This window comes from Pseudomonas sp. NFACC51 (genome assembly GCF_900103575.1).
GTDB lineage: Bacteria > Pseudomonadota > Gammaproteobacteria > Pseudomonadales > Pseudomonadaceae > Aquipseudomonas > Aquipseudomonas fluorescens_Q.
The window spans coordinates 273,419-297,471 of the sequence record NZ_FMXH01000002.1 but is presented as its reverse complement, the minus strand read 5'-3'; the positions used below and the strand labels follow the sequence as shown (position 1 = coordinate 297,471).

19 protein-coding genes are annotated in these 24,053 nt (G+C 60.2%); 10 read left to right on the top strand and 9 right to left on the bottom strand.

Features of this window, described 5'->3' with window-relative positions; genetic code table 11:
• Positions 1-14: 14 nt before the first annotated feature.
• Both BLT00_RS05345 and BLT00_RS05340 read right to left on the bottom strand, forming a co-directional pair.
• On the bottom strand, positions 15-2,219 hold the full coding sequence (locus tag BLT00_RS05345) for a TonB-dependent siderophore receptor (protein WP_256572752.1): 2,205 nt from the start codon (positions 2,217-2,219) through the stop codon (positions 15-17).
• A 325-nt stretch (positions 2,220-2,544) separates the two neighbouring features.
• Positions 2,545-3,402, bottom strand: coding sequence for an AraC family transcriptional regulator (locus BLT00_RS05340; protein WP_092143037.1), 858 nt, complete (start codon positions 3,400-3,402; stop codon positions 2,545-2,547).
• 150 nt (positions 3,403-3,552) lie between these two features.
• On the opposite strand from BLT00_RS05340, the gene BLT00_RS05335 reads away from it, so the two are divergent.
• A complete protein-coding gene (locus BLT00_RS05335) occupies positions 3,553-3,936 on the top strand; it encodes a hypothetical protein (protein WP_092143034.1) in 384 nt (127 codons plus the stop codon).
• Between the two features lie 46 nt (positions 3,937-3,982).
• Here the strand turns inward: BLT00_RS05335 and BLT00_RS05330 are convergent, their stop codons facing one another.
• Positions 3,983-5,170 (bottom strand): OprD family porin, encoded by a 1,188-nt coding sequence (locus BLT00_RS05330; RefSeq protein ID WP_371914686.1) that lies wholly within the window; start codon positions 5,168-5,170, stop codon positions 3,983-3,985.
• Between the two features lie 902 nt (positions 5,171-6,072).
• Between BLT00_RS05330 and BLT00_RS05325 the strand changes: the two genes are divergently transcribed.
• Both BLT00_RS05325 and BLT00_RS05315 read left to right on the top strand, forming a co-directional pair.
• Entirely contained in the window at positions 6,073-6,435 is a 363-nt protein-coding gene (locus tag BLT00_RS05325) for a DUF6124 family protein (protein ID WP_092146055.1), read from the top strand.
• A 233-nt stretch (positions 6,436-6,668) separates the two neighbouring features.
• Positions 6,669-7,289 (top strand): TetR/AcrR family transcriptional regulator, encoded by a 621-nt coding sequence (locus BLT00_RS05315; RefSeq protein ID WP_092146051.1) that lies wholly within the window; start codon positions 6,669-6,671, stop codon positions 7,287-7,289.
• Positions 7,290-7,360: 71 nt separating this feature from the next.
• Here the strand turns inward: BLT00_RS05315 and preA are convergent, their stop codons facing one another.
• From preA to hydA, 3 genes are all read right to left on the bottom strand, one after another.
• A complete protein-coding gene (gene preA / locus BLT00_RS05310) occupies positions 7,361-8,635 on the bottom strand; it encodes an NAD-dependent dihydropyrimidine dehydrogenase subunit PreA (protein ID WP_092146049.1) in 1,275 nt (424 codons plus the stop codon).
• The gene (locus BLT00_RS05305; protein WP_092146047.1) at positions 8,636-10,003 is read right to left on the bottom strand and encodes an NAD(P)-dependent oxidoreductase; all 1,368 of its coding nucleotides are present in this window, start codon (positions 10,001-10,003) and stop codon (positions 8,636-8,638) included.
• 183 nt (positions 10,004-10,186) lie between these two features.
• Positions 10,187-11,626, bottom strand: coding sequence for a dihydropyrimidinase (gene hydA / locus BLT00_RS05295; protein ID WP_092146043.1), 1,440 nt, complete (start codon positions 11,624-11,626; stop codon positions 10,187-10,189).
• Positions 11,627-12,234: 608 nt separating this feature from the next.
• Here hydA and BLT00_RS05290 point away from each other — a divergent pair.
• The 4 genes from BLT00_RS05290 (at position 12,235) to BLT00_RS05275 (ending at position 17,113) form a co-directional block, all read left to right on the top strand.
• Positions 12,235-13,713, top strand: coding sequence for an NCS1 family nucleobase:cation symporter-1 (locus BLT00_RS05290; protein WP_092146041.1), 1,479 nt, complete (start codon positions 12,235-12,237; stop codon positions 13,711-13,713).
• Between the two features lie 59 nt (positions 13,714-13,772).
• Positions 13,773-15,056, top strand: coding sequence for a Zn-dependent hydrolase (locus BLT00_RS05285; protein ID WP_063320667.1), 1,284 nt, complete (start codon positions 13,773-13,775; stop codon positions 15,054-15,056).
• An 84-nt stretch (positions 15,057-15,140) separates the two neighbouring features.
• Positions 15,141-16,625, top strand: a complete 1,485-nt coding sequence (locus BLT00_RS05280) for a helix-turn-helix transcriptional regulator (RefSeq protein ID WP_092146039.1) — start codon at positions 15,141-15,143, stop codon at positions 16,623-16,625.
• Between the two features lie 239 nt (positions 16,626-16,864).
• Positions 16,865-17,113, top strand: a complete 249-nt coding sequence (locus tag BLT00_RS05275) for a DUF1652 domain-containing protein (protein ID WP_092146037.1) — start codon at positions 16,865-16,867, stop codon at positions 17,111-17,113.
• A 752-nt stretch (positions 17,114-17,865) separates the two neighbouring features.
• On the opposite strand, the gene BLT00_RS05270 is transcribed toward BLT00_RS05275, so the two are convergent.
• The gene (locus tag BLT00_RS05270) at positions 17,866-19,251 is read right to left on the bottom strand and encodes a sensor histidine kinase (protein ID WP_092146035.1); all 1,386 of its coding nucleotides are present in this window, start codon (positions 19,249-19,251) and stop codon (positions 17,866-17,868) included.
• Positions 19,229-19,912, bottom strand: a complete 684-nt coding sequence (locus tag BLT00_RS05265) for a response regulator transcription factor (protein ID WP_047230191.1) — start codon at positions 19,910-19,912, stop codon at positions 19,229-19,231. The genes BLT00_RS05270 and BLT00_RS05265 overlap by 23 nt, the downstream gene beginning before the upstream one ends.
• A gap of 266 nt (positions 19,913-20,178) precedes the next feature.
• Here BLT00_RS05265 and hcnA point away from each other — a divergent pair, with 266 nt between their 5' ends.
• From hcnA to hcnC, 3 genes are read left to right on the top strand one after another with little or no spacing between them, the layout of a single operon-like run.
• Positions 20,179-20,505, top strand: coding sequence for a cyanide-forming glycine dehydrogenase subunit HcnA (gene hcnA, locus BLT00_RS05260; RefSeq protein WP_092146033.1), 327 nt, complete (start codon positions 20,179-20,181; stop codon positions 20,503-20,505).
• Positions 20,502-21,911 (top strand): cyanide-forming glycine dehydrogenase subunit HcnB, encoded by a 1,410-nt coding sequence (hcnB, locus tag BLT00_RS05255; RefSeq protein WP_092146031.1) that lies wholly within the window; start codon positions 20,502-20,504, stop codon positions 21,909-21,911. The genes hcnA and hcnB overlap by 4 nt, the downstream gene beginning before the upstream one ends.
• Positions 21,904-23,166 (top strand): cyanide-forming glycine dehydrogenase subunit HcnC, encoded by a 1,263-nt coding sequence (gene hcnC, locus BLT00_RS05250; protein ID WP_092146029.1) that lies wholly within the window; start codon positions 21,904-21,906, stop codon positions 23,164-23,166. Before hcnB ends, hcnC begins: the two co-directional genes overlap by 8 nt.
• 281 nt (positions 23,167-23,447) lie before the next feature.
• Here the strand turns inward: hcnC and BLT00_RS05245 are convergent, their stop codons facing one another.
• Positions 23,448-24,053, bottom strand: coding sequence for a glutathione S-transferase (locus tag BLT00_RS05245; RefSeq protein WP_092146027.1), 606 nt, complete (start codon positions 24,051-24,053; stop codon positions 23,448-23,450).

The following is a 24,053-nucleotide window of genomic DNA, read 5'->3' as shown; positions in this document are numbered from 1 at the left end:
GTTAGCCGCGCAAACTACAGTTTATAGTTCAACGTCATCAGGGCATTACGCGGCGCTCCGTAACTGACAGTATCGAAATCGCCTTTCTGGGTTGCATATTTTTTATCGAACACATTGTTGACATTGATTGATAGGTCCATGTTCCTTGACAACTCATAACGTGCCATCAGTGACGTCAGCGCATAGGGGTCTTGTTCCGCTACCCTTGTGCTCGTACTGCTGCTTAAGAAGCGGCTTTGCCATCTGACGCCTCCGCCCAAAGTCAACTTTTCCAACATGCCAGGTAATTTGTACGTAGTGAACATCTGAGCGGTAGTGCGCGGTACCTGTGCGTTCAGCCTGGCGTCGTTGCCATCCTTGGCAGTGAAGGCGGCGACGCCAGCGTAGATGTTCCAATTGGGAGCCACTTCACCCTGCAGGTCAAACTCGACCCCGCGGGATTGGGTGCCATCAACCCCTTTGTAAGCTTGCGCACCGGCTGGCGTAAGGAGACTGCCATCCGGTTGTGCAGCATTGTCCAGTTCAGTGTCGAACAATGCGACAGACGCATTCAATCGCCCCTCCAGGTATTCAGCCTTGACGCCAATCTCTTTCGTCTTGCCTTCCGTCGGCGTGAGGACATTGCCATTGCTGTCTCGGAACGATGTTTGCGGGTTAAATATGCCGGTATAACTGATATAGACGGAATACGTACTATCAATCTCGTATATCAGACCTGCGTAGGGCGTGAACTCGTTACTCTTTTTATAATTGAACGGCGTCCCACCTGCGGTCTCGTCGATCTCGTACCGACTGAACCGACCTCCGACAACCAGTTTCAATGGGTCGGCCAATGAGAATCTCGCTGTGCTATAGAAGCCGCGCTGTTTAACCTCGGTATCGGTCGGCACAGACGCCATTGAATCAAAGTCGGGCTTGGGGAAATGATTATTCCAATTGTAGATATTGCCGGGCGTGAACCCTACAAAAAAGGGACTGATATCGTCTTTGTTCGAGGTATACCGAGAACTCATAGCGCCTACTACCAGATCATGTTGGCGCCCCATAAAATCGAAGGGACCGCTCGCCATCACATCAAAGGTGTTTTGACGGCTTTTCCCTTTGCCGGCCAACGCAACCGGATAAACGCCATTAGGGAAAATACCTAATCCAGTCTCCTGGTCGGGTGTACCAAAGCCGCCCAATAACTGGGAGTCATACTTAGTGCGGTACTGGTTCACCATACTGTGAACTTTCCAACCGTTATCAAACCGGTGTTCAAGTTCGGCAAAGGCAGTCTGCCGGGTGCTGTCCCAGCGATTCCAGTCCGCGGCCAGGGATTTGGAGCGCGACCATTCTGCCTCTGAGCCGTTGCTGAACCAGAGAGGAACACCGCCCCATGTCGGTCGCTCAGGGGAACTGTTCTGATAGTCGTACCCTATATCCAAGGTGGTGTCTTCGGTGAGATCTGCCTCAATGATCCCGTAGAAAGCTTGCTTTTGTGTTTGGTAACCATCGATGTAGGAGTGACCATCGTTATTGACCCCTACCATACGTGCTCGGATACGACCGTCGGTTGTCAACGGTACGGAAATATCCCCCATCTCTCGGAAATTGTCCCAAGACCCCGCACTGATAGAAGTGGAGGCCGAGAACTCTGGCGTTGGTCTTTTGCGCACCAAGTTGATCGCAGCTGACGGATTACCCGTGCCGGTGAGCAGCCCGTTAGCCCCGCGCACAATTTCGACACGGTCGTAAAATGCCGTTTCCAGATCGCTGATTCCGCTGCCGTTTATGACATCGCCGATGACGGCGGGTATGCCGTCATACTGGATGTTGTCGATCAGAAAGCCTCGGGAATAAAAACTCGTACGTTGGCTATCTGATTGGTAAGACGAGATGCCAGTCGTGTTCTCCAGCACCCCCTGGACTGTATCCAGCTTCTGATCGTCCATGCGCTGACGTGTTACCACGGAAATGGATTGCGGCGTCTCCCGCAACGTCAGCGGCAAGCGAGTCGCGGCCGTGGTTTGACCGATGGTGTAAAGTCCCGTCCCTTCCGTCGGGGTGGTATCAGGTGTCCTCGTCCCGCTTATCGTCACCGATGGGAGAATTATCACGCCTTGAGACTGAGTGCTCTCATCGGCTTCGACAGGGTCCTGCGCCATTACACAATTCGAACTGCCTAAAAGCACCAACAGCGCTGCAGTAACCGGATTTTTCAGCAAACGCTCAGGCACGCAAGGACGCCTCTCACCGCAGTAAGTCAACGAACTCCACATCAGCCATTCCTTATCAAGAAAAAAACAGACAGCGGCCGACCGTCAAGAGACGGGTTTGAGAAAGGGCCGACAACTCAACCGGCGCCAGGCCGGAGAACAGAAGTGACAAATCAGTCTCAAGTGAAACTGATTTGCATTCGTTGTCGCGCAATCTAGCAACAAGCCGCCGTTGCCAGATATCGAAGGATGGCCAGATTATTTTCCAGTTCAGCCAATGTCAGCGATTGGCCGTTTTCCTTCCGCCACGAGGATGGTCAGGTTCGGATAGATGGCCTACAAGCCATTACAGGTCGTCAGGAAACAGGATTGACGGCACGGGCAATGATTCACCTGAGATGAGAGCGCTGGCTGAGCGTGCGGAGAGATATTGCACAGGCGGTTTGCCTACGGTTTTGCGGAACATCGTGATGAAACCACTGGGTCCCTCATAACCGAGTTCCAACGCAACCGATTGGACGCTCTCGCCCCTGGTCATGCGTTGCAGTGACACAATCACATGCAATTGCCGACGCCAACGTCCAAAACTCATCCCTATTTCCTGCAGCAAAAGCCGACTCATGCTGCGCTCACTCATGCCAATGCGAGTAGCCCACTCGCGCACCGAAACCTTAACAGCAGGGTCGGCCAAGAGCATTTCAGCGAGCCTGCGCAGACGCGTGTCGCGAGGCATCGGCAAATGCAGGTCCTCCACGGGGGCTGCCGACAATTCGTCCAACAACGTTGCGATCAAGCGGTCTTCGCGCGCGACATTGACAGCGTCTCCCGAGAACGCCGCCGCCTTCAGCAGCAACTCGCGCAACAGCGGTGATACGCCAATCGTGCAGCAGCTTCGCGGAAGATCCGGAGCGGCATCAGGTTCAACAAACAGGCAATAACATTCTGTTTCTCCTGAACCACGTGTCGCATGTGACAAACCACCGGGTATCCATACGGCACATTGGGGTGGAACGATCCAGACGCCATCTTCTATTTCACAATTAAGGATGCCGCGCACGGAATAAAGCAGTTGCGCCTTACGATGTTGATGGCTGGCCTGCTCCCAATCCTTGCTCACCATCGAAGCGCTGAGGGCAACGACAGGCCGGGAAATGCTGTCGACGTCCCAAACAGTCACCGTGTCTCTATTGGCCGTGTTCGCCATAACAGGTGTGCGCCCCACGCTAATCCCCTCAAAACGGCTGATTTGAACAATATTGTGGCCAGACTGTGCAATTAAGCCGACTCGCTTGCAGAGTATCCTGAAACCGCGGGACATCACAGAAGTTTGGCAACGTGTCGAAGGACTATAGAAATGCGTATAGACGCCACACAATTTCCGTTCGTTTGGATGCAAAAAGCCACACTGGGCCATAGCCAAGAAGAGTCTCTCGCCGAGTTCGAAGCCGTGCTTGCTCGCAATGAGCCCTTCGTATTGATCAGCAATGAAGGTCTGGACAAGGAGCAACCGGAACACTCGCCAGAGGAACTGAAACAAATGACCTTGTGGATGAAGCGCCACAAAAGCGAACTCAAGCGTTATGTCAAAGCCTCGATTCATATCGAATCAAGTCTCGCCAAACGGCTGGCAGGCAAAGCGTTCGCAATCATGTATGAAAAATTTTGGGGTTATCCCATGCTCATCGCAACCACTGAAGATGAAGCCTTGGCGCTGGCGCAGAAATTATTGAAAAAATAGCGGCGTACCTGCACGCCGCTACTCATCAAGTGGAACCGGAGATGTTTTATAGCAGCGAGATAGGGTAATTGATGAAAATCCGGTTTTCATCAAACTCATTGGTGCTGAAGTCCCGGCGAATCGACGCATTGCGCCATTTCACGTTGAGGTTTTTCAGCGCGCCGCTCTGCACGGTGTAGGCCAGTTCGGTTTCGCGACCCCATTCCTTGCCGTCGTCAACGGTGGCGGTGTGCACATTGTCACCACTGATGTAGCGGTTCATCAGGGTCAGGCCCGGCACGCCAACGGCGGCGAAGTTGAAGTCGTGGCGCAGTTGCCAGGATTTTTCCTTGGCGTTGTCGTAGCTGGAGTTGTAGCTGTCGTTGGCCAGGGTGCCGCCGCTGGTGCCGTTGACGCGCATCCAGGCATCATCGCCGCCGACTTTCTGCAGGCCGACATAAAAGGTGTTGCCGCCGTACTTGGCCGAGAGCATGGCGAACGCGGTTTTGTTGTCCAGGTCGCCGGCCAGGGCACTGCCGTTTTCCTTGCCGGTGAAGTAGCCGAGGTTGGCGCCCAGGGTCCAGTCGCCGATGGGCTGGCTGTGGGTCAGGTTGAAATATTGTTGCTGGTAGATGTCGGACAGTTCCGCGTACCACACGCCGACCTGGGTGCGTTTTTCGTTGAAGGCGTATTCTCCGCCGCCGAAGTTGAAACGGTCGGAGGTGAACGCGCCGCGGCCGTTCATGGACATGTCTTCCATGCTCGCGTCGTTGCGCGGGCTGTTGGCGCGGAACTGGCCACCGTACAGCGTCAGGCCGCTGATTTCGGTGGAGGTCACCTGGCCCCCACGGAAGGTTTGCGGCAGGGAACGGCCGTCGTCGGAGCGCAGGATCGGCAGCACCGGCATCCATTCGCCGACTTTCAGTTCGGTTTTCGACACCTTGGCTTTGAGGGCCACGCCCAGGCGACCGAAGTCATCGGCGGGGCGACCGTCGTCATGCACCGGCAGCAGTTGCGTGCCGGTGGTGCCGCGCCCGCCGTCGAGCTTGAGCGAGTACGTGCCGAGCACGTCCACGCCGAAACCGACCACGCCCTGGGTGAAACCGGACTTGGCGTCGAGGATGAAACTCTGGGTCCATTCCTCGGCTTTGCCTTGGGCATTGTTCGGGTTGGTGAAGTTACGGTTGAAATAGGCGTTGCGCAGGTTCAGCGTGGCTTTGGCATCATCGACGAAGCCTTCGGCGCTGGCGGTCATCGGGAGAAACAGAGACAGGCTGCTGCAACCGAGCAGGATCAGTGCAGGGCTGGTGTTGAGAAGGGTACGGTGGTTTGGACGGTGCTCGGGCGAAAAACGGACACGTGTGCTCACTATGACGCTCCCTACTTTTTTGTTGTTTTTATTTGTTATACGTCGTCGTACAACATGAGGGCGATTATTTGGAAGCCGCACGTCGTTGTCAACTGGCCATTATCGGAATTATCCAAGCCGAGGGTGCTTCAAAATGAGGCGTTTCGATGGTTGCAGGTGAGCGAAATGAAGATAGAAGGCTTTGACGCCAGGCCTGTACGGGACTCTGAAAACAGTTGTGCGGGGTGTAGTTGTGCGATGACTGGTCTAAGACATTAGTCGAATGCCCACGATCTAATGGATGCAGAAGTCTCCTGTGGCGAGGGAGCTTGCTCCCGCTGGACTGCGAAGCAGGCCCAAGTTCTTTGTTTCAGCACAAATTTTTGGGGCGGCTTCGCCACCCAGCGGGAGCAAGCTCCCTCGCCACAGGTGTGCTGTTGACCCTATTCCCAGTCCAAACAGGGCAGTGTTTATCCGAATGTAGGATCCTTCTGGATCGGGCTACGTTGTCTTGCGCCATTGCCTACACCTGCGCCAGAATCCGCCGGCTTGTGCGCCTGGCGGTCGGGTTTTATCGTTTCCGGGTCGCTGAGGAATCAGCGATCGGGTTTGGTAGCCCTGGTGTCGGTGCATAGCGTCATCTCTTGCAAGTGCAATCATGCACTTCGCTTTTTGGTGGCCATGCGCAGGGTCTCTTCGGAGGCGCCGGCTCCGATGCCCGGTCTACCAACCTTCGTATGGCCGCCACCCTAATTCGTTTGGTAGCGAGAGGGTGTTGGCTCCCTTACTACAGCATCGGAGCTTCAACTATGTTCAAAGTAACCCCCAACCCACCGGACACCGACCCGACTCCACCACGCAAAAAAACCAAGAAACTCGACGAAGCCGCCGAGCGCGTACTCGACTATTACCTGAACCCCAAGCCGGACAAGCCCGAAGCCGAGGCTGCGCCCGTCCAACTCTTCACCGTCATCCAAAACGTCGACACCGAAAGCCTGCTCGCCAACCTCAGCGAAACCCTGGCCTCGGCCAATGTCATGGTCAACGACCTGGCTTTCGACCTGGATGGTTCACGCCGGCATTTCCTCCTGGGCATCCAACAACTGATCGAACTGGGCAGCCTGCTGGCAAACCGTGCACTGGACAACATCGAAACCCGTCAGCCGACATAACCCCCCGTGGCGAGGGAGCTTGCTCCCGCTGGGTGGCGAAGCCGCCCCAAAAAAATTGTGCTGAAACAAAGAACCTGGGTCTGCTTCGCAGTCCAGCGGGAGCAAGCTCCCTCGCCACAAGGGCACTGTGCACATCCGCCTGAACATGCACGGTCAAATAGGGAGCGAGCCCCCAGTGTTATCGAAAGTGAGTGAATGCTAACCTTGGCCAACGCTGTCCCCAGGGAGCCCTCATGGGCAATCACAAGATCGAGATTCGTCGCAGTAACGTCGAGAAAATCCTGCTGGCCGCCGAGAAGGTCTTTGCCGAAAAAGGCTTCGGCAGCACCGCCATGGCCGACATCGCCGCCGAAGTGCAATTGCCCCGTTCCAACCTGCACTATTACTTCAGCACCAAGAGCGAACTCTACAGCGCCGTGCTTTTCGACCTGCTGGAGGTCTGGAAGCAGGACGCCTTGTGCTTCGAAATGTTCGACGACCCCCGGGTGGTGCTCAGCAGCTACATCCGCGCCAAGATGAACCACTCCCGCAGCCGCCCCTATGGCTCGAAAGTCTGGGCCAACGAAATCATCCACGGCGCCCCGACCCTAGGCCAGGCCTTGGACGCCAGTCTCTACGACTGGGCCAAGATGAAGGAAGCGAAGATCCGCCAGTGGGTGGAAGACAAACGCATCCTCCCGATAGAACCCTCAAGCCTGCTCTACATGATCTGGGCCTCGACCCAGCACTACGCCGACTTCGACCACCAGATCAACATCCTCAACGACCACCAGCCGCTGTCGGACATGCAGTTCGAACGGGCGGTGCAGACGGTGACGAGTGTGATTTTGCGGGGGATTGGGTTGGAGCCCTGAGGTTTTATGCTGTGGCTTAGGGCCTCATCGCGAGCTTGCTCGCGATGGCGTCAGCCCAGGCACCTCAACTTTCAAACCGCCACATGATAGGGATTACGCGGATCATGGTTCCAATCCAGGAACGGCTTGCCCGTGTCCACCGTCACCATTTCGATGCAGTCCTGCACCGGGCAGGTGATCTGGCACAGGTTGCAGCCCACGCATTCTTCATCGATCACTTCATATTTACGCGTGCCGTCTGCTTGCTTGAGGCTGGCGATGGCCTGGTGTGAGGTGTCTTCGCAGGCGATGTGGCAGCGACCGCAGCCGATGCAGGCCTCCTGGTCGATTTTCGCGATGACCTGGTAGTTGATGTCCAGGTACTTCCAGTCGGTGGTGTTGCCCACCGCGCGCCCGGAGAAGGCCTGGAGGTTGGCGTGGCCGTGCTCGTCCATCCAGCGTGACAGGCCGTCCTTCATTTCTTCGACGATACGAAAGCCATGCAGCATTGCGGCGGTGCAGACTTGCACCGCGCCGCTGCCCAAGGCGATGAATTCCGCCGCGTCGCGCCAACTGCCGATGCCCCCTATGCCGCAGATCGGCAAGCCGTGGGTCTGTGGGTCGCGGGCGATTTCGGCGACCATGTTCAGGGCGATGGGCTTGACCGCCGAGCCGCAATAACCGCCATGGGTGCTCTGGCTGCCGACGCTGGGCAGGGCGACCATGCGGTCGAGGTCGACGCTGGTGATGGAGTTGATGGTGTTGATCAACGACACCGCGTCCGCACCGCCGCGATGGGCGGCCCGGGCGGCGACGCGGATGTCGGTGATGTTCGGCGTGAGCTTGACGATCACCGGCAACGAGCAATAGGTCTTGCACCAGCGGGTCACTTGCTCGACGTACTCCGGCACCTGGCCGACCGCCGCGCCCATGCCGCGTTCCGGCATGCCGTGGGGGCAGCCGAAGTTCAGTTCGATGCCGTCGGCGCCGGTGGCCTCCACCAGGGGCAGGATGCGTTTCCAGGATTCTTCGACGCAGGGCACCATCAGCGACACGATCAACGCCCGGTCTGGCCAATCCTTTTTCACCTGGGTGATTTCCCGCAGGTTGATCTCCAGGGAACGGTCGGTGATCAGCTCGATGTTGTTGATGCCCAACACCTCGCGATTGGCGCCGTAATGGGCCGAATAACGCGAGGACACATTCACGGCCGCTGGATCCTCACCGAGGGTTTTCCAGACCACGCCACCCCAGCCGGCCTCGAAGGCGCGGACCACGTTATAGGCCTTGTCGGTGGGCGGCGCGGAGGCCAGCCAGAACGGATTGGGGGCTTTGATACCGGCGAAGACAATCGACAGATCGGCCATTTACGCAGCCTCCACGTTGAGCATGAGTTGAGCGTTGATCGCCTCGGCGGCGAGCTTGCCGTGCTGCACGGCCTGCACGGTGAGGTCCTGGTCCAGGCTGGTGCAATCGCCGCCGGCGTAGACACCGGGAATGCTGGTGCGCAGGTGTTCGTCCACCAGGATTCGTCCGTCCTGGCGCTTGAGCTCCCGGGCCAGCGGGTCCACCAGTGCGTTGTCATCGAAGGCTTGGCCGATGGCTTTGAAAATGGCGTCGGCGGGCAGGTCGAAGGTGTCGGTGCCGATGACCAGCCGACCGTTTTCCAGATGGGTGCGGGAGAAACGCATGCCGCGTACCTTCCCCGCGTCATCGAGCAACACCTGTTGCGGCTGCGCCCACGTCAACAGGCGCACCTGATTGGCCTTGGCGATGTCCTGTTCATGGCCGGTGGCGCCCATGTCTTCCAAGCCTCGGCGGTACACCAGGCTAACGTCCCGGGCGCCGAGGCGAGCCATTTGCACGGCCATGTCGATGGCGGTGTTGCCGGCGCCGAGCACGATGCAGCGGTCGGCCAGGGGCAACTGGCTGAGGTCGTCGGCCTGGCGCAGTTCGCGGATGTAGTCGGTGGCGGCCAGCAGCCCCGGCGCCTGTTCGTCGCTCAGGCCTAGTTGTTTGCTGGCCGCCAGGCCGAGGCCGAGGAACACCGCGTCAAACTGCTGGTGCAGGTCGCTCAGGCTCAGGTTCTCGCCGAGTTTTTGGCCGTGACGGATTTCGATGCCGCCGATCTCTAACAGGAAGTCCAGTTCACGTTGGGCGTAGTCGTCCACCAGTTTGTACTTGGCGATCCCGTATTCGTTGAGGCCGCCGGCTTTTTCACGGGCTTCGAAAACCACCACGTCATGGCCGTGCATTGCGCTGCGATGGGCGCAGGACAAGCCCGCCGGGCCGGCCCCGACCACGGCGATGCGCTTGCCAGTGGTGGCGGCACGCTTGAACGGGTGTTCGCTGAAATGGGCGTTATCCACGGCGTAGCGTTGCAGCTGGCCGATCAATACCGGCGCGCATTCATGGACGTTGTTGCGCACGCAGGCTTGCTGGCAAAGGATCTCCGTGGGGCAGACCCGGGCACAACTGCCGCCGAGGATGTTGGCCGAGAGGATTTTCTGGGCCGCGCCTTGGACGTTGTCCTGGTGGATGTTGCGGATGAATGAAGGGATATCGATTTCGCTTGGACAGGCGTTCACGCACGGTGCGTCGTAGCAATACAGGCACCGGGAGGCTTCCAGGTGGGCCTGGCGCGCATTGAGCGGTGGCGCCAGGTCGCTGAAGCGGGCGGCGAGGGTGGCCGGGTCTTCCTGGGAATGGGGGAGGTGACTCAAGGGCTGGATCATGGAGTGGGCCTCACGGTGTTTGAGGTGCTGCCTCTGGTGGGCAGTGGTTTTTTTCGTTGCCTTGATCGTTCCCGCGCTCTGCGTGGGAATGCCTCTGGGGACGCTCCGCGTTCCGCTCTGGGACGCAGAGCGTCCCGGGCTGCATTCCCACGCGGAGCGTGGGAACGTTCAAAGGCCCGGGTTTCAGCGTTTCACGGCGGTTGGCTTGTTCAACTCCGCCCGCTTGCTCAGCAAATCGAACACCGCCGGATACGCCGGCCGCTCGATATAGCGCCCCGCGCCGCGCTCGGCCCGCAGGTCGCCGTCGGCCCACACCAGCCGGCCCTGGCTGATGGTGTGGCTGGGCACGCCGCGCACGGTCTTGCCTTCGAAGATGTTGAAGTCCACCTGCTGATGGTGGGCTTTGGCGGAAATCGTGCGGCTGCCTTGCGGGTCCCAGAGCACCAGGTCGGCATCGGCGCCGACGCGGATCGCCCCTTTGCGCGGGTAGAGGTTGAAGATCTTCGCGGTGTTGGTGGAGGTGAGGGCGACGAAGTCGTGCATCGACAATTTTCCGCTGTTGACCCCCTCGTCCCAGAGCACGGCCATGCGGTCTTCGATACCGGCGGTGCCGTTGGGGATCTTGCTGAAGTCGTCGCGGCCGGCAGCCTTCTGTTCGGCGCAGAAGCAACAGTGGTCGGTGGCGGTGGTGTGCAGATTGCCGGACTGCAAGCCGTGCCAGAGAGCCTCTTGATGCCCGCGTGGGCGAAAGGGTGGGCTCATCACGTAGCCGGCGGCGGTCTGCCAGTCGGGGTCGCGATAAACACTGTCGTCCAGCAACAGATGCCCGGCCAGTACTTCACCGTAGACCGGTTGGCCCTTGCTGCGGGCGTAGGTGATTTCGTCCAGGGCCTCTTTGGTCGACACATGCACCAGGTACAGCGGTGTGCCCAGGGTTTCGGCGATGCGGATGGCCCGGCTCGCGGCTTCGCCTTCCACTTGCGAAGGACGCGACAACGGATGGGCCTCCGGCCCGGTGATGCCCTGGGCCAGCAACTTGCGTTGCAGGTGATAGACCAGTTCGCCGTTTTCGGCGTGCACGGTGGGCACCGCGCCCAGTTCCAGGCAGCGCTCGAAGCTTGCGACCAAGGTGTCGTCGGCCGCCATGATCGCATTCTTGTAGGCCATGAAATGCTTGAAGCTGTTCACCCCATGATGGCTGACCAGCTCGGCCATTTCTTCGCGGACCTGTTCGCTCCACCAGGTGATTGCCACGTGAAAACCGTAGTCGCTGGCACTTTTCTCGGCCCAGCCACGCCATTGGTGAAAGGCTTCCATCAACGATTGCTGGGGGTTGGGAATCACGAAATCGATGATCGAGGTGGTGCCCCCGGCCAGACCTGCCGCCGTGCCGCTGAAGAAGTCCTCGCTGGCGACCGTGCCCATGAATGGCAACTGCATATGCGTATGGGGATCGATGCCGCCGGGCATCAGGTATTGGCCGCCGCCATCGAGCACTTCGACAGCGGCCGGAACATCCAGGTTGTCACCGATGGCCTTGATCACGCCGTCGGCGCAAAACACATCGGCGCGATAACTTTCATCATGGGTAATAACGGTGGCGCCACGGATTAACAGAGACATTCCGAGTTCCTCGCAGGCATGACCGACTGTTGCCGGTTCTTTATGTTTTATCGATCACGGTAGGTAAAGTCGTGGCGGTTTATATTCTTGTCACGACTGTCAGGATTAGACGCTAGCTGGAGTTTATGAAATGAGCAAGATTATTTTTTATAAGCTTATGCGTTAATTAACTTATTGAAATTAAAGTATTAATTTATAAATTCACCAAAATGGTGAGCCTGCTCACCATTTTGACGCACTTGACAGGATCGTTATTTGAGCGAGATTTGTCATGGTAAATCAGCGGCTTGAAAGCGTTGCAAGTGCGGTCTAGACACCTTGCGTTGATCCGGGGTGCACCACTTTGAATCTCCCCCTCGACAGGGCGTGAAGGTCATCTAGCCTCAAGGGCGGTAAGCAGGGAGTGAAACAAGGCAACAACGTGGCTTTAAAACGTTAAACATCAAAAGGTTGAAAGGGTTATATCGATCATCCGGTCAGCTCAGCGCATTATCCGGCACGGTTATTGAGTGCCGTCGTGGGTCTGGCGGGGTGGTCGGTAGCACGCGTGCAAGTACTCCGGCCATCGCCCGTCGATGAGCAAAAATAATGAAAACAGTGGAGCGGACATGACCAGATCAACAGTGACCGAGCGCGACGGATTGTTCGAGCTTGAAGCCGGCAGCGACGTCCTCGACAGCCCCCGTTATAACCACGACATCGCGCCGACCAAGGTGCATGAGCGAACCTGGAACAAATGGCACATCACTGCACTGTGGGTGGGCATGGCGATTTGCGTGCCGACCTACACCCTCGGTGGCGTGCTCACCGCCTATTTCGGCCTGACGGTGGGCGAGGCGCTGCTGGCGATTCTGTTTGCCAACATCATCGTGCTGATCCCCCTGACCCTGAATGCCTTTGCCGGAACCAAGTACGGCATTCCGTTTCCGGTGCTTTTGCGCTCATCCTTCGGCGTGATTGGTTCCAACGTGCCGTGCCTGATCCGCGCCCTGGTGGCCTGTGGCTGGTTCGGGATCCAGACCATGTTCGGCGGGCTGGCGATCCACCTGTTTCTCGGCTCGGTGTTCGAAGGCTGGAAGAGCCTGGGTGGCACCGGCGAAGTGATCGGCTTCATGGTGTTCTGGGTCATCAACCTGTGGGTGGTGCTGCGCGGTGCCGAGTCGATCAAGTGGCTGGAAACCTTGTCAGCGCCGCTGCTGGTGCTGGTGGGCGTCGGTCTGTTGGTGTGGGCATTGCCCAACGTTTCATTGACTGAACTGATGGCGGTCCCGGCCAAGCGTCCCGAAGGCGCCGGCGTGACCAGCTACTTCCTTGCCGGCCTGACGGCCATGGTCGGTTTCTGGGCCACGCTGTCGTTGAACATTCCTGACTTCAGCCGTTATGCCAGGAGTCAGAAAGACCAGATCGTGGGGCAGATCATTGGCCTGCCATTGACCATGTTCCTGTTCGCCTCCCTCGGCGTGGTCATGACCGCCGCCTCGGAAAAACTGGTGGGGGTGACCGTCTCCGACCCGGTGACCTTGATCGGGCACATCCAGAGCCCGGTATGGGTGGCCCTGGCCATGGTGCTGATTATTGTCGCCACGCTCTCGACCAACACCGCCGCCAACATCGTCTCGCCCACCAACGACTTCCAGAACCTGGCGCCGAAACTGATCGGCCGCACCAAGGCGGTGATGCTCACCGGGTTGGTGGGGCTGGCGCTGATGGCCCACGAACTGCTGAAGAAGCTTGGCCTGATTGTGTCCGAGGTCAGCCTGGAGTCGGTCTATTCCAATTGGCTGCTGGGTTATTCGAGCCTGCTGGGGCCGATTGCCGGGATCATGGTGGTGGATTATTTCCTGATCAAGAAACAGCAACTGGACCTGGCCGGGTTGTACCGCGACGACACTTACCCGGCGTGGAACTGGAATGGCTTCATCGCCTTTGGCGTGCCGGTGGTGCTGACGCTGCTGTCCCTGGGCAGCGATGCGTTCAGTTGGTTCTACAGCTACGGCTGGTTCACCGGCTCGGCGCTGGGCGGGGTGATTTATTACGGGTTGTGCAGTATGCGAGCGAGCCCGTCCGTCGCTAAAACCGCGGTGTGAGGGAGGGCCTCATCGCGAGCAAGCACACCAAAAACATGCCTGAAAAAATGGAGATCCCCATGAACGCAGCCATCGACGTCCTGCAATCCACCCACCCGCACATCAATCGCGATCGCCTGTGGCAATCGCTCATGGACCTGGCCCAGCTCGGTGCCACGGTCAAGGGCGGTGTGTGTCGGCTGGCCCTGACCGACCTCGACCGCCAGGCCCGCGACCTGTTCGTGCAATGGACCCAGGCGGCGGGCTGCACCGTCAGCATCGATGCGGTGGGCAACATCTTCGCCCGTCGTCCGGGGCGCAATCCGAACCTGCCACCGGTGATGACCGGCAGCCACATCGACACCCAGCCCACCGGTGGCAAGTTCGACGGCTGCTTTGGCGTGCTCTCCGGGCTGGAGGTGCTGCGCACCCTCAATGACCTGAACATTGAGACCGAAGCACCGTTGGAGGTGGTGGTCTGGACCAACGAAGAAGGCTCGCGTTTCGCCCCGTGCATGATGGGCTCCGGCGTGTTCGCGGAAAAATTCACCCTCGAAGAAACCCTCGCCAAGGTCGACGCCGAGGGCATCAGCGTGGGCCAGGCGCTCAATGCCATCGGCTATGCCGGCCCGCGCCCGGTCAGCGGGCATCCGGTGGGGGCGTATTTCGAGGCGCACATCGAACAGGGGCCGATCCTCGAAGACGAGGGCAAGACCATCGGCGTGGTGATGGGCGCATTGGGGCAGAAGTGGTTCGACCTGACCTTGCGCGGCGTCGAAGCCCACGCCGGCCCGACCCCGATGCACCTGCGCAAGGACGCCCTGGTGGGCGCCTCGATCATCGTTGGCGCCGTCAACCGCGCCGCCCTCGGTCATCAACCCCATGCCTGCGGCACGGTCGGGTGCCTGCAAGCTTATCCGGGGTCGCGCAATGTCATCCCCGGCGAAGTGCGCATGACCCTGGACTTTCGTCACCTGGAACCGGCGCGGCTGGATTCGATGATCGCCGAGGTCAAGCAGGTGATCGAAGACACCTGCCAGCAGCACGGCCTGACCTTCGATTTGAAACCCACGGCCGATTTCCCGCCGCTGTATTTCGACAAAGGCTGCGTCGACGCCGTACGCGGCGCTGCCCAAGGGCTGGGCCTGTCCCACCTGGACATCGTCAGCGGTGCCGGTCATGACGCGATCTTCCTCGCCGAACTGGGCCCGGCCGGGATGATCTTCGTGCCTTGCGAAGGAGGTATCAGCCACAACGAAATCGAAAACGCCGCCCCGGACGACCTCGCCGCCGGTTGCGCAGTGCTGCTGCGAGCGATGCTGGCCGCCTCACAAGCGATTGCCGAGGGGCGCATGGCGGCTTGAAGGGCCGATGCACTATTGCAAACCCATGTGGTCGTAACCTTCAACGCATCCATGCTTGAAACCTACTGACCACATGGAGACCCAATGAATCAGCAAGTCCCGACCACCGATACCAACCGTCGTCAATTGCTGCAGATCATTGCCGGGCTGTCCGACGGGGTGATGTTGATCGAGGTCGACCAGACCATTGCCTGGGCCAACGCAGCGGCCTTGGCGATGCACGGGGTCAAGGATCTCAGTGAGCTGGGCACCACGGCCAGGCAATACGCCCGGCGTTTCAATTTGCGTTATCGCAACAATCACCCGCTGAGCGACGACAACTACCCCATCGCCCGGGTTGCCCGTGGCGATGAGTTCAGCGATGTGCTGGTGGAAGTCACGCCCCAGGCCGACCCGGATCGGACCTGGGTGCATCGGATCCGCAGCATGGTGCTGGCCGACCGCAACGGCGAGCCGGAGCTTCTCGTGCTGATCCTCAGCGATGCCACCGAATGGGCCAGCGCCGAGCAGCGCTTCGAGAAAACCTTCGGGGCCAACCCGGCACCGGCGGTGATCTGTCGCCTCAGTGACCTGCGTTACATCAAGGTCAATCCGGGATTCCTGGAGATGACCGGCTACAGTCGCGAGCAGGTGATTGGGCGTTCGGTCTATGAGCTTGACGTGCTTGAAGCCGCCGAAAGACGCGACCTGGCCATCGAACGCCTGGGGCAGGGCGCGACCATTCCGCAAATGCAGGCCGAGTTGAAATTGCCTGACGGCACCTGCAAACAGGTGATCGTCGCCGGCCAGCCGCTGGACCTGCACGACGAAGACTGCATGCTGTTTTCCTTCATGGACATGGAGCCGCGACGCAAGGCAGAAACGGCCCTGCGCCAGAGCGAGGAGCGCTTTGCCAAGTCGTTCCGCCTGTCGCCCGTACCCACGCTGGTGTGCAGCGCTGAACAGCAGTTGTTGGAAATCAACGAGGCGTTTCTCCAGACCACCGGTTACGCCAGCGAAGAGCTGTTGGGAAAAACCGTGGAGGAAATCGGCTTTCTCGACAAGGACGCCAGCGCCGCGCTGTTTGCCCGGCTGGAAAAGGCTGCCGCTGTCTCGAGTATCGACGTCAAGGTGCACAAGAAGGGCGGCGAACTCATCGACTGTGAGGTCGCCGCCGATACGGTGCTCATCCAGGACAAACCTTGCTATCTGTTGGTGCTGATGAACATCACCGAGCGCAAACGCTCGGAGCTGGAGCTGGTGGCGGCTATCGAAGAGGTGATGAAAGATGCGTCCTGGTTCAGTCGGACCCTGATTGAAAAATTGGCTAACGTGAAGAGCATCAACGCCCAGGTGCCCAGTGTGTCATTCACCGAGCTGACGGCCCGGGAGCGCGACGTGCTGGGGCTGATTTGCGAAGGCTTGGCGGACAAGGAAATCGCCGCGCGCCTGAAGCTGGCGCCCAATACCGTGCGCAATCACGTGGCTACGCTGTATTCGAAACTGGATGTCCATAGCCGCAGCGAGGCGATTGTCTGGGCGCGGGAGCGGGGGTTATTCGCAAACGAATGGCGAATGAAGGCACCATGATAGCCAGTGCAAATGCACCGGGCATGCTGGTGCAAATTCGGGTTTTGCATGGGGGGGCGGTTCCTTAGGCTGTCAGTGTGCGACATCGTCTGTGATGTCGCGTCCCCACGAAACAGTCAAGGAATACGCCACAATGTGCAGTGAACTAACCCAGTATGAGAGCGACAGGATGCCTATGCGGACCAGGAGGTCGGTGCTGTCCACCGTTCATTTGTGCCCCCAGGGCTGAGGTGCATCTCATGACCCATCTGGCCCCCTTGCGCACCCGCCTGGAAGAAAGCTTTACGCCGCTGGCCTGCGAATGCAGCCTCAATGGTGACGGCACCCTCACTGTACGCCTGTATCACCGTGAAAGCGGCGAGGTGGACCTGGTGGTGAGCGGCATGAGTGTCGACAGCGTCCGCTCGGAAGAGAGCATCGCCAAGTTGATCGAAGAGCTGCGCTATGAGCTGGAAAATATCCCGCTGCATCGCAGTGACCCGGTATAAATAATCAGGACAGGCTAATCACCAAAGTTCAGGCACCGCACACCGCGTGGCGAGGGAGCTTGCTCCCGCTGGGGCGCGCAGCGGCCCTGAAGCCCGGCGACGCGGTGGATCAGGTCGATTGAGCGAGCTTGAGAGGGGGGCTGCTGCGCAGCCCAGCGGGAGCAAGCTCCCTCGCCACGAAAGCTCAAGAGCTCAAAAGCTCAAAAGCTCAAAAGCTCAAAAGCTCAAAAGCATCCCGGTCGACCAACCGATTTGCTCTTGAAACTAACACTGATTCGAGGCATTCCCTTAACCCGCGCCATGCCCAATTCCCCGTGGCGAGGGAGCTTGCTCCCGCTGGGGCGCGAAGCGGCCCTGGAACCCGGCGACGCGGTGGATCAGGTTGATTGAGTGAGCTTGAGAGGGGCTGCTGCGCAACCCAGCGGGAGCAAGCTCCCTCGCCACAAAAGCTTAAAAGCTCAAGAGCTCAAAAGCTCAAAAGCATCCCGGTCGACCAACCGATTTGCTCTTGAAACTGACACTGATTCGAGGCATTCCCCTAACCCGCGCCGTGCCCAATTCCCCGTGGCGAGGGAGCTTGCTCCCGCTGGGGTGCGCAGCGGCCCTGGAACCCGGCGACGCGGTGGATCAGGTTGATTGAGTGAGCTTGAGAGGGGGGCTGCTGCGCAACCCAGCGGGAGCAAGCTCCCTCGCCACAAAAGCTCAAGAGCCACAGGTGCAGTGTTCCCTGCAGCAACACAGGTGCGGTTTCCCTACAATAGTGTCCCCCGGCAATCGAGCACCAACCGCGCGCCGCCGTGTTCGCTGCTACCCACCTCCAGCGTGAACCCATGCAGATTGACGATCGCCGCGACGATTGACAGGCCCAGGCCGAATCCGCCGTGCTGGCTGCTGCCCTCGGCACGGTAGAAACGGCGAAACACGGCCTTGCGCTCCGCCTCGGGGATGCCCGGGCCCGAATCGAGCACTTCGATGCGGGTGCTGTCGCCCTGATCGACCCCACGCAGGATCACTGTGCCTCCCGGCGGAGTGAATTTGATGGAGTTGCTCAGCAGGTTCGAGACGGCCTCGAACAATAATGCCCGGTCGCCGTTGAGCAGGGGCAGCGCATCAGGCACCTCGAGGATGAAGGTCAGCTCGCCTTCCTCGGCCAGCGGCAGGTAAAAGTCATGCAGCTCCTGCAATAACTGCAACGGGTCGAGGCGCACGAAACCCGAGCGCCGCTGCTGGTCTTCCAGCTCGGAAATCCGCAACAACCCCCGAAACCGTGCCATCAGGGTGTCGGTCTCGGCGATCACCTGATCCATTTGCAAGGCCTCGGGCGAGCCGTCCGGCGCCTGTTGCTGGATGCGATAAAGTTGCGCACGCAGACGCGTCAAGGGGGTGCGCAGGTCATGGGCGATGTTGTCGCACACGCCCTTGACCTCATTCATCAAGCGCTCGATACGCTCGAGCATGGCATTGACGATTGCCGCCAGCATGTCCAGCTCGTCGCGCCGGCTCGACAGCGGCAGGCGATGGGTCAGGTCGCCGGCAACGATGGCTTCGGCGCTGGCCTGCAACAGGCGAATCCGTCGTAGCGGTCGGCGGCGCAGCAGGTGCCAGCCAGCGATGCCCGGCAGGACGGTCAGCGATACGCCCCAGAACAGCGCGTGCAGGATGATCCGTGTCACCGCGAACAGCGAGCCGTTGTCCCGGGCCAGGACCAGCCAGCGACCGTCCTGGGTCCGGGTCGCCACCGCGTCGCAGCTGTCGGAAGGCACGCCGGGGTCATCGGAATCGACGCAGCCGCCGAGCATGTGGATCTTGCCGTCAAGGGGCAGGTCGGCGGGCACGCGCAGGATCGGCCCGCTCAAATGGCGCAGTTGCGGATCGAACAGCCCGTAGGCGTCAACGCCGCGCTCGTCCAGCGTCAGGCTGGCCATGAGCGCATCTTCCAGTTGATCGCCATGGATCCGGGCGAACAGGTGCTGGCGCTGCATCAGGGAGTGCTTGGCCAGGCTGTCGAGGTAGCCAAACACTTCGTAATACATGACCCCCATCAGGATCGCGCTCCAGATCACGAACAGCGAACTGTACAGCGCCAGCAGACGGCTGCTGGAGGAGCGCCAGCCTTTAGCGGGGTTCAGCAATGACATAGCCGGAACCCCGTACCGTGCGAATCAGCGGTTCCAGGCCCGGCGGGTCGATTTTCTTGCGCAGGCGGCCAATGTGCACGTCGATCAGGTTGGTGCCAGGGTCGAAGTGATAGCCCCAGACTTCCTCGAAAATCATCATGCGCGAGAGGATCTGCCCGCTGTTGCGCATCAGGAATTCGAGCAGCTTGTATTCGGTGGGCAGCAGGCTGAGCAGTTGCCCGTTGCGGCTGGCTTCGCGGCTGATCAGGTTCAGTTCCAGATCGGCCACCCGTAGCGCGGTTTCCGGTTCGCGGGCGCCATTGTTGCGCCGCAGCAGCACTTCGACCCGGGCGGCCATTTCGTCGGTGGCGAACGGTTTGGTCAGGTAATCGTCGCCGCCGGCCCGCAGGCCACGGACCCGCTCGTCCACGTCGGAGAGGGCGCTGATCATCAGGATCGGCGTGGCCACGCCCATGGTGCGCAGCGTGGTGACGATCACCAGGCCGTCGAGCTCGGGCAGCATGCGGTCGAGGGTGATCAGGTCGTAGTCGCCGCTCACCGCCCGTTCCAGGCCTTCGCGGCCGTTGTCGACCCAATCGACGTCCAGGCCGTTGCGGGTCAGCTCGGCGACGATTTCACGGGCGGTCACGGCGTCGTCTTCGATGGTCAGGATGCGGTTCATGGGCGGTACCGTGTGGGGAAGTCGGTGCTATTGCGCAGCATTCTGCCAAAGAATACCTGTCGGCTTTCTGAAAAAAAGTTCATGAGCCGAAAAGCGGATTCACTGGCGTGGATCAACAACTGGTCACAAATAACTCCTAACATAAATCGGCGCGATCCAGCATGTTGTATCTGTTGCCCTGTGGTAGTGCGCTGTCGCTGCCAGGTACTGATACTCGTGGTGTGCCGCAAGGAGCCCGCCCCACAGAACTTTCAAGGAAGAGCAATATGATTCAACCTCAAGACCTTCTACGCCGAAAATTTGATATCCAGCCGCTGACCCAGGCCGACATGACGGTGCACCTGGACGGGCAGGCCGTCAGCGCCGCCCACGGTGAAACCGTCCTCACGGTCATCCAGTCCTTGGGTCAACGGCAGGTGGCCCGCAACGACCACGACCAGATCAGCGGTGCCTATTGCGGCATGGGTGTATGCCAATGCTGCCTGGTCAAGATCGATGGCCGCCACAAGCGCCGCGCCTGCCAGACCCTGGTACGCCCCGGCATGCAGATCGAAACCCGGGTCAACCGCATCACCGAAACGGAGGCGCCATGAACCTCGATCCGGTGATTGTCGGCGGTGGGCCGGCGGGGATGGCCGCAGCCATCGAACTGGCCTCCCACGGCGTGCGCTGCACCTTGCTCGAAGAAGCGCCGCGCCTGGGGGGCGTGGTGTATCGCGGACCGTTGCGCGATGGCGTACGCCTGGATTACCTCGGCCCGCGCTACAGCGAAGCCCTGGAGAAACTCCACGGTGAATTCCAGCAACACGCCGGCCTGATCGACGTGCGATTGAGCAGCCGTGTCATGGGTGCCGAAGGCTTCCGGGCGCTGATGCTGCTGGATGCCGACGAGCGCCTGGGCGAGGTCGCCTATTCCCATCTGGTGCTGGCGGCCGGTTGTCACGAACGCAGCGTGCCGTTTCCGGGCTGGACCCTGCCGGGCGTGATGATGCTCGGGGGCCTGCAATTGCAGATCAAGAGCGGTGTGGTCAAGCCGCCGAGCCCGGTGGTGATCGCTGGCACCGGTCCGTTGTTGCCACTGGTGGCTTGCCAACTGCACGCATCGGGCGTGGCGGTGGCGGGTGTGTATGAGGCCTGTGCGTTCGGCCGGATCGCCAAGGAAAGCCTGGCGTTGCTGAACAAGCCGCAACTGTTCCTCGACGGCCTGAGCATGCTGGCCTACCTCAAGCTCAATCGCATTCCCGTGCGCTATGGCTGGGGCGTGGTGCAGGCTGACGGCGAGGGAGAGTTGAGCGTCGTTACCGTCGCGCCTTACTCCACAAACTGGGAGCCCGACCTCAAACGCGCTGAACAGGTGCCGGCCCAGACGCTGGCGGTCGGCTACGGGTTTATCCCGCGGACTCAATTGAGCCAGCAGATGGGCCTGGAGCACGGTTTCAGCGACGACGGCTATTTGCGGGCCGTGTCCGATGCCTGGCAACAAAGCAGCGAAGCGCACATTCACCTGGCCGGCGACATGGGCGGGATTCGCGGCGGTGAAGCGGCCATGCTGAGTGGACGCATCGCGGCGCTGTCGATCCTGATGCAACGCAACGTGCTGGATCCGTCCACGGCCCTGGCGCGCCGCGAACGCTACCAGGCGCAACTGGAGCGGATCATTCGCTTCCGCGCCGCCGTGGACCGCTACACCCAGCGCGGCGCCGGGCAAACCGCGTTGCCGGCCGCCGATACGGTGATCTGTCGCTGCGAGCACACCACCCGCGCCGACATCGACCGGGCCCTGGAGCAGGGTGTGCAAGACATGGCCAGCCTGAAAATGAGCACCCGCGTGAGCATGGGCGATTGCCAGGGGCGGATGTGTGTCGGCTATTGCAGCGATCGCTTGCGCGAGGCTACCGGGCGTGCCGACGTGGGCTGGCTGCGACCGCGTTTCCCCATCGATCCGATTCCCTTCTCAGCGTTCCAGAACCTTGGCACCGAGGTCGTTTCCCATGATTAAGCACTATGACGTGGTCATCGCTGGTGGTGGTGTGATCGGCGCCTCCTGTGCCTATCAACTGTCCAAGCGCAAACACCTGAAAGTCGCCCTGATCGACGCCAAGCGCCCCGGCAACGCGACCCGCGCTTCGGCGGGCGGCCTGTGGGCCATTGGTGAGTCGGTGGGCCTGGGCTGCGGGGTGATTTTCTTTCGCATGATGTCGGCCAACCGCAAGCGCCAGACCCAAGGCGCCGCGGTGGCGGTGGACGCCAGCACGCCGCACATCCTGCCCCAGTCGTTCTTTGATTTCGCCTTGCAGTCCAACGCGATGTATCCGCAGTTGCACCGCGAGTTGATCGACAACCATGGCATGGATTTCAAGTTCGAGCAGACCGGGCTCAAGTTCGTGATCTACGACGACGAAGACCGTTTGTACGCGGAGCACATCGTTGCCTGCATTCCTCATCTGGCCGATCAGGTACGCTGGCTCGACCAGGCCGCCCTGCGTGAGGCGGAGCCGAATGTCAGCCATGAAGCCTTGGGAGCGCTGGAGTTTCTCTGCGATCACCAGGTCAGTCCGTTCCGCCTGGCCGATGCCTACACTGAAGGCGCCCGGCAGAACGGTGTCGACCTGTTCTTCAACACCAGCGTGACCGAGGTGCTGCGCAGCGGCACGCGGGTGACAGGCGTGAAAACCGCCGAGGCGGGGACATTCAACTGCCGGACCCTGATCAACGCGGCCGGTGCCTGGGCGGCGGACCTGAGTGAGCAGGCCACTGGCGTGCGGATTCCGGTCAAACCGGTCAAGGGGCAGATCCTGTTGACCGAGCGCATGCCGAAAATCCTCAACGGCTGCCTGACCACCAGCGACTGCTACGTGGCGCAGAAAGACAACGGTGAGATCCTCATTGGCAGCACCACCGAAGACAAAGGCTTCGACGTGACCACGACCTATCCGGAGATCGAAGGGTTGGTGCAAGGCGCGGTGCGGTGTATCCCGCAATTGGTCGACATCAACCTGAAACGAACCTGGGCCGGCCTGCGCCCGGGGTCACCTGATGAATTGCCGATCCTGGGGCCGATGCGCGGGGTGGAGGGCTACCTCAACGCCTGCGGTCATTTCCGCACCGGCATCCTGACCTCGGCCATCACCGGGGTGCTGCTGGACAAGCTGGTGAACAACGAACCGCTGCCGCTGGACCTCACGCCGTTCCTGGCGGATCGCTTCGAAGTGGCACCGAGTGTCGTCGAGCCGAAGGACGTGGAGCTGGCCTGAAGGGGAGCCATGAAGGAGCTGAGGTGAACACCTCTCCCACAGTTACCCGAAAATAACTGTGGGAACATGCACGAATCTGCCCATCGCCACCGTCCCCAGTGGCGAGGGAGCTTGCTCCCGCTGGGGCGCGAAGCGGCCCTGAGACCTGGCGATTCGGTGTGTCAGGCAAATGGTTGGGGCTGCTGCGCAGCCCAGCGGGAGCAAGCTCCCTCGCCACAAGGGATTGGCTGGATACACCATCGAAGTACACCGCCGAATCCCACAGAAACCACACCCATCCGTTATTCCATCGGCGTACTGACAAACGCCTCCAACCCTTCGGCATAGGCGGTGAACGCGCTGATCAACGGAAAAGCCTTGCCCTGCACCTGGTCCGGCACCACCAGGTTGGTGAAGCTCCAGGCCACCGCGACAGTGATGCCGGCCTGATCGAGTTTGCCATCAGTGCTCAACGGCTGTTTTTCCAGTTCCTGCTCCAGCATTCCATAAGCCGCCGCCAGTTGGCCTTCTACGCGTTCAACCCAAGGCGCGTGCTGGATCTCCCGCAGGTTGCGTTCGTAGTAGATCTGCACCGACTTCTCACAGGCCGCCAAGGCCAATCCAATCAGGCGCAGTGATCGCAGCCGCTGCCCAAGGTCGGCCGGCATCAAGCTTTTCCCCGGAGCAGCCAAGGCCTCCAGGTAATCGATGATCAACGTGGAGTCCATTAGCACCGAGCCATCGTCCAGCACCAGGGTCGGGGCCTTGACCACCGGGTTGATGCGCTGGAACTGTTCGAAATGCCTGAACACCGAAACGGAATCGTGCTCCAGGGCAACCCCCAGGCACTTGGCGGAAATGGCGACGCGTCTTACATAGGGCGAATCCAGCATGCCGATCAGTTTCAT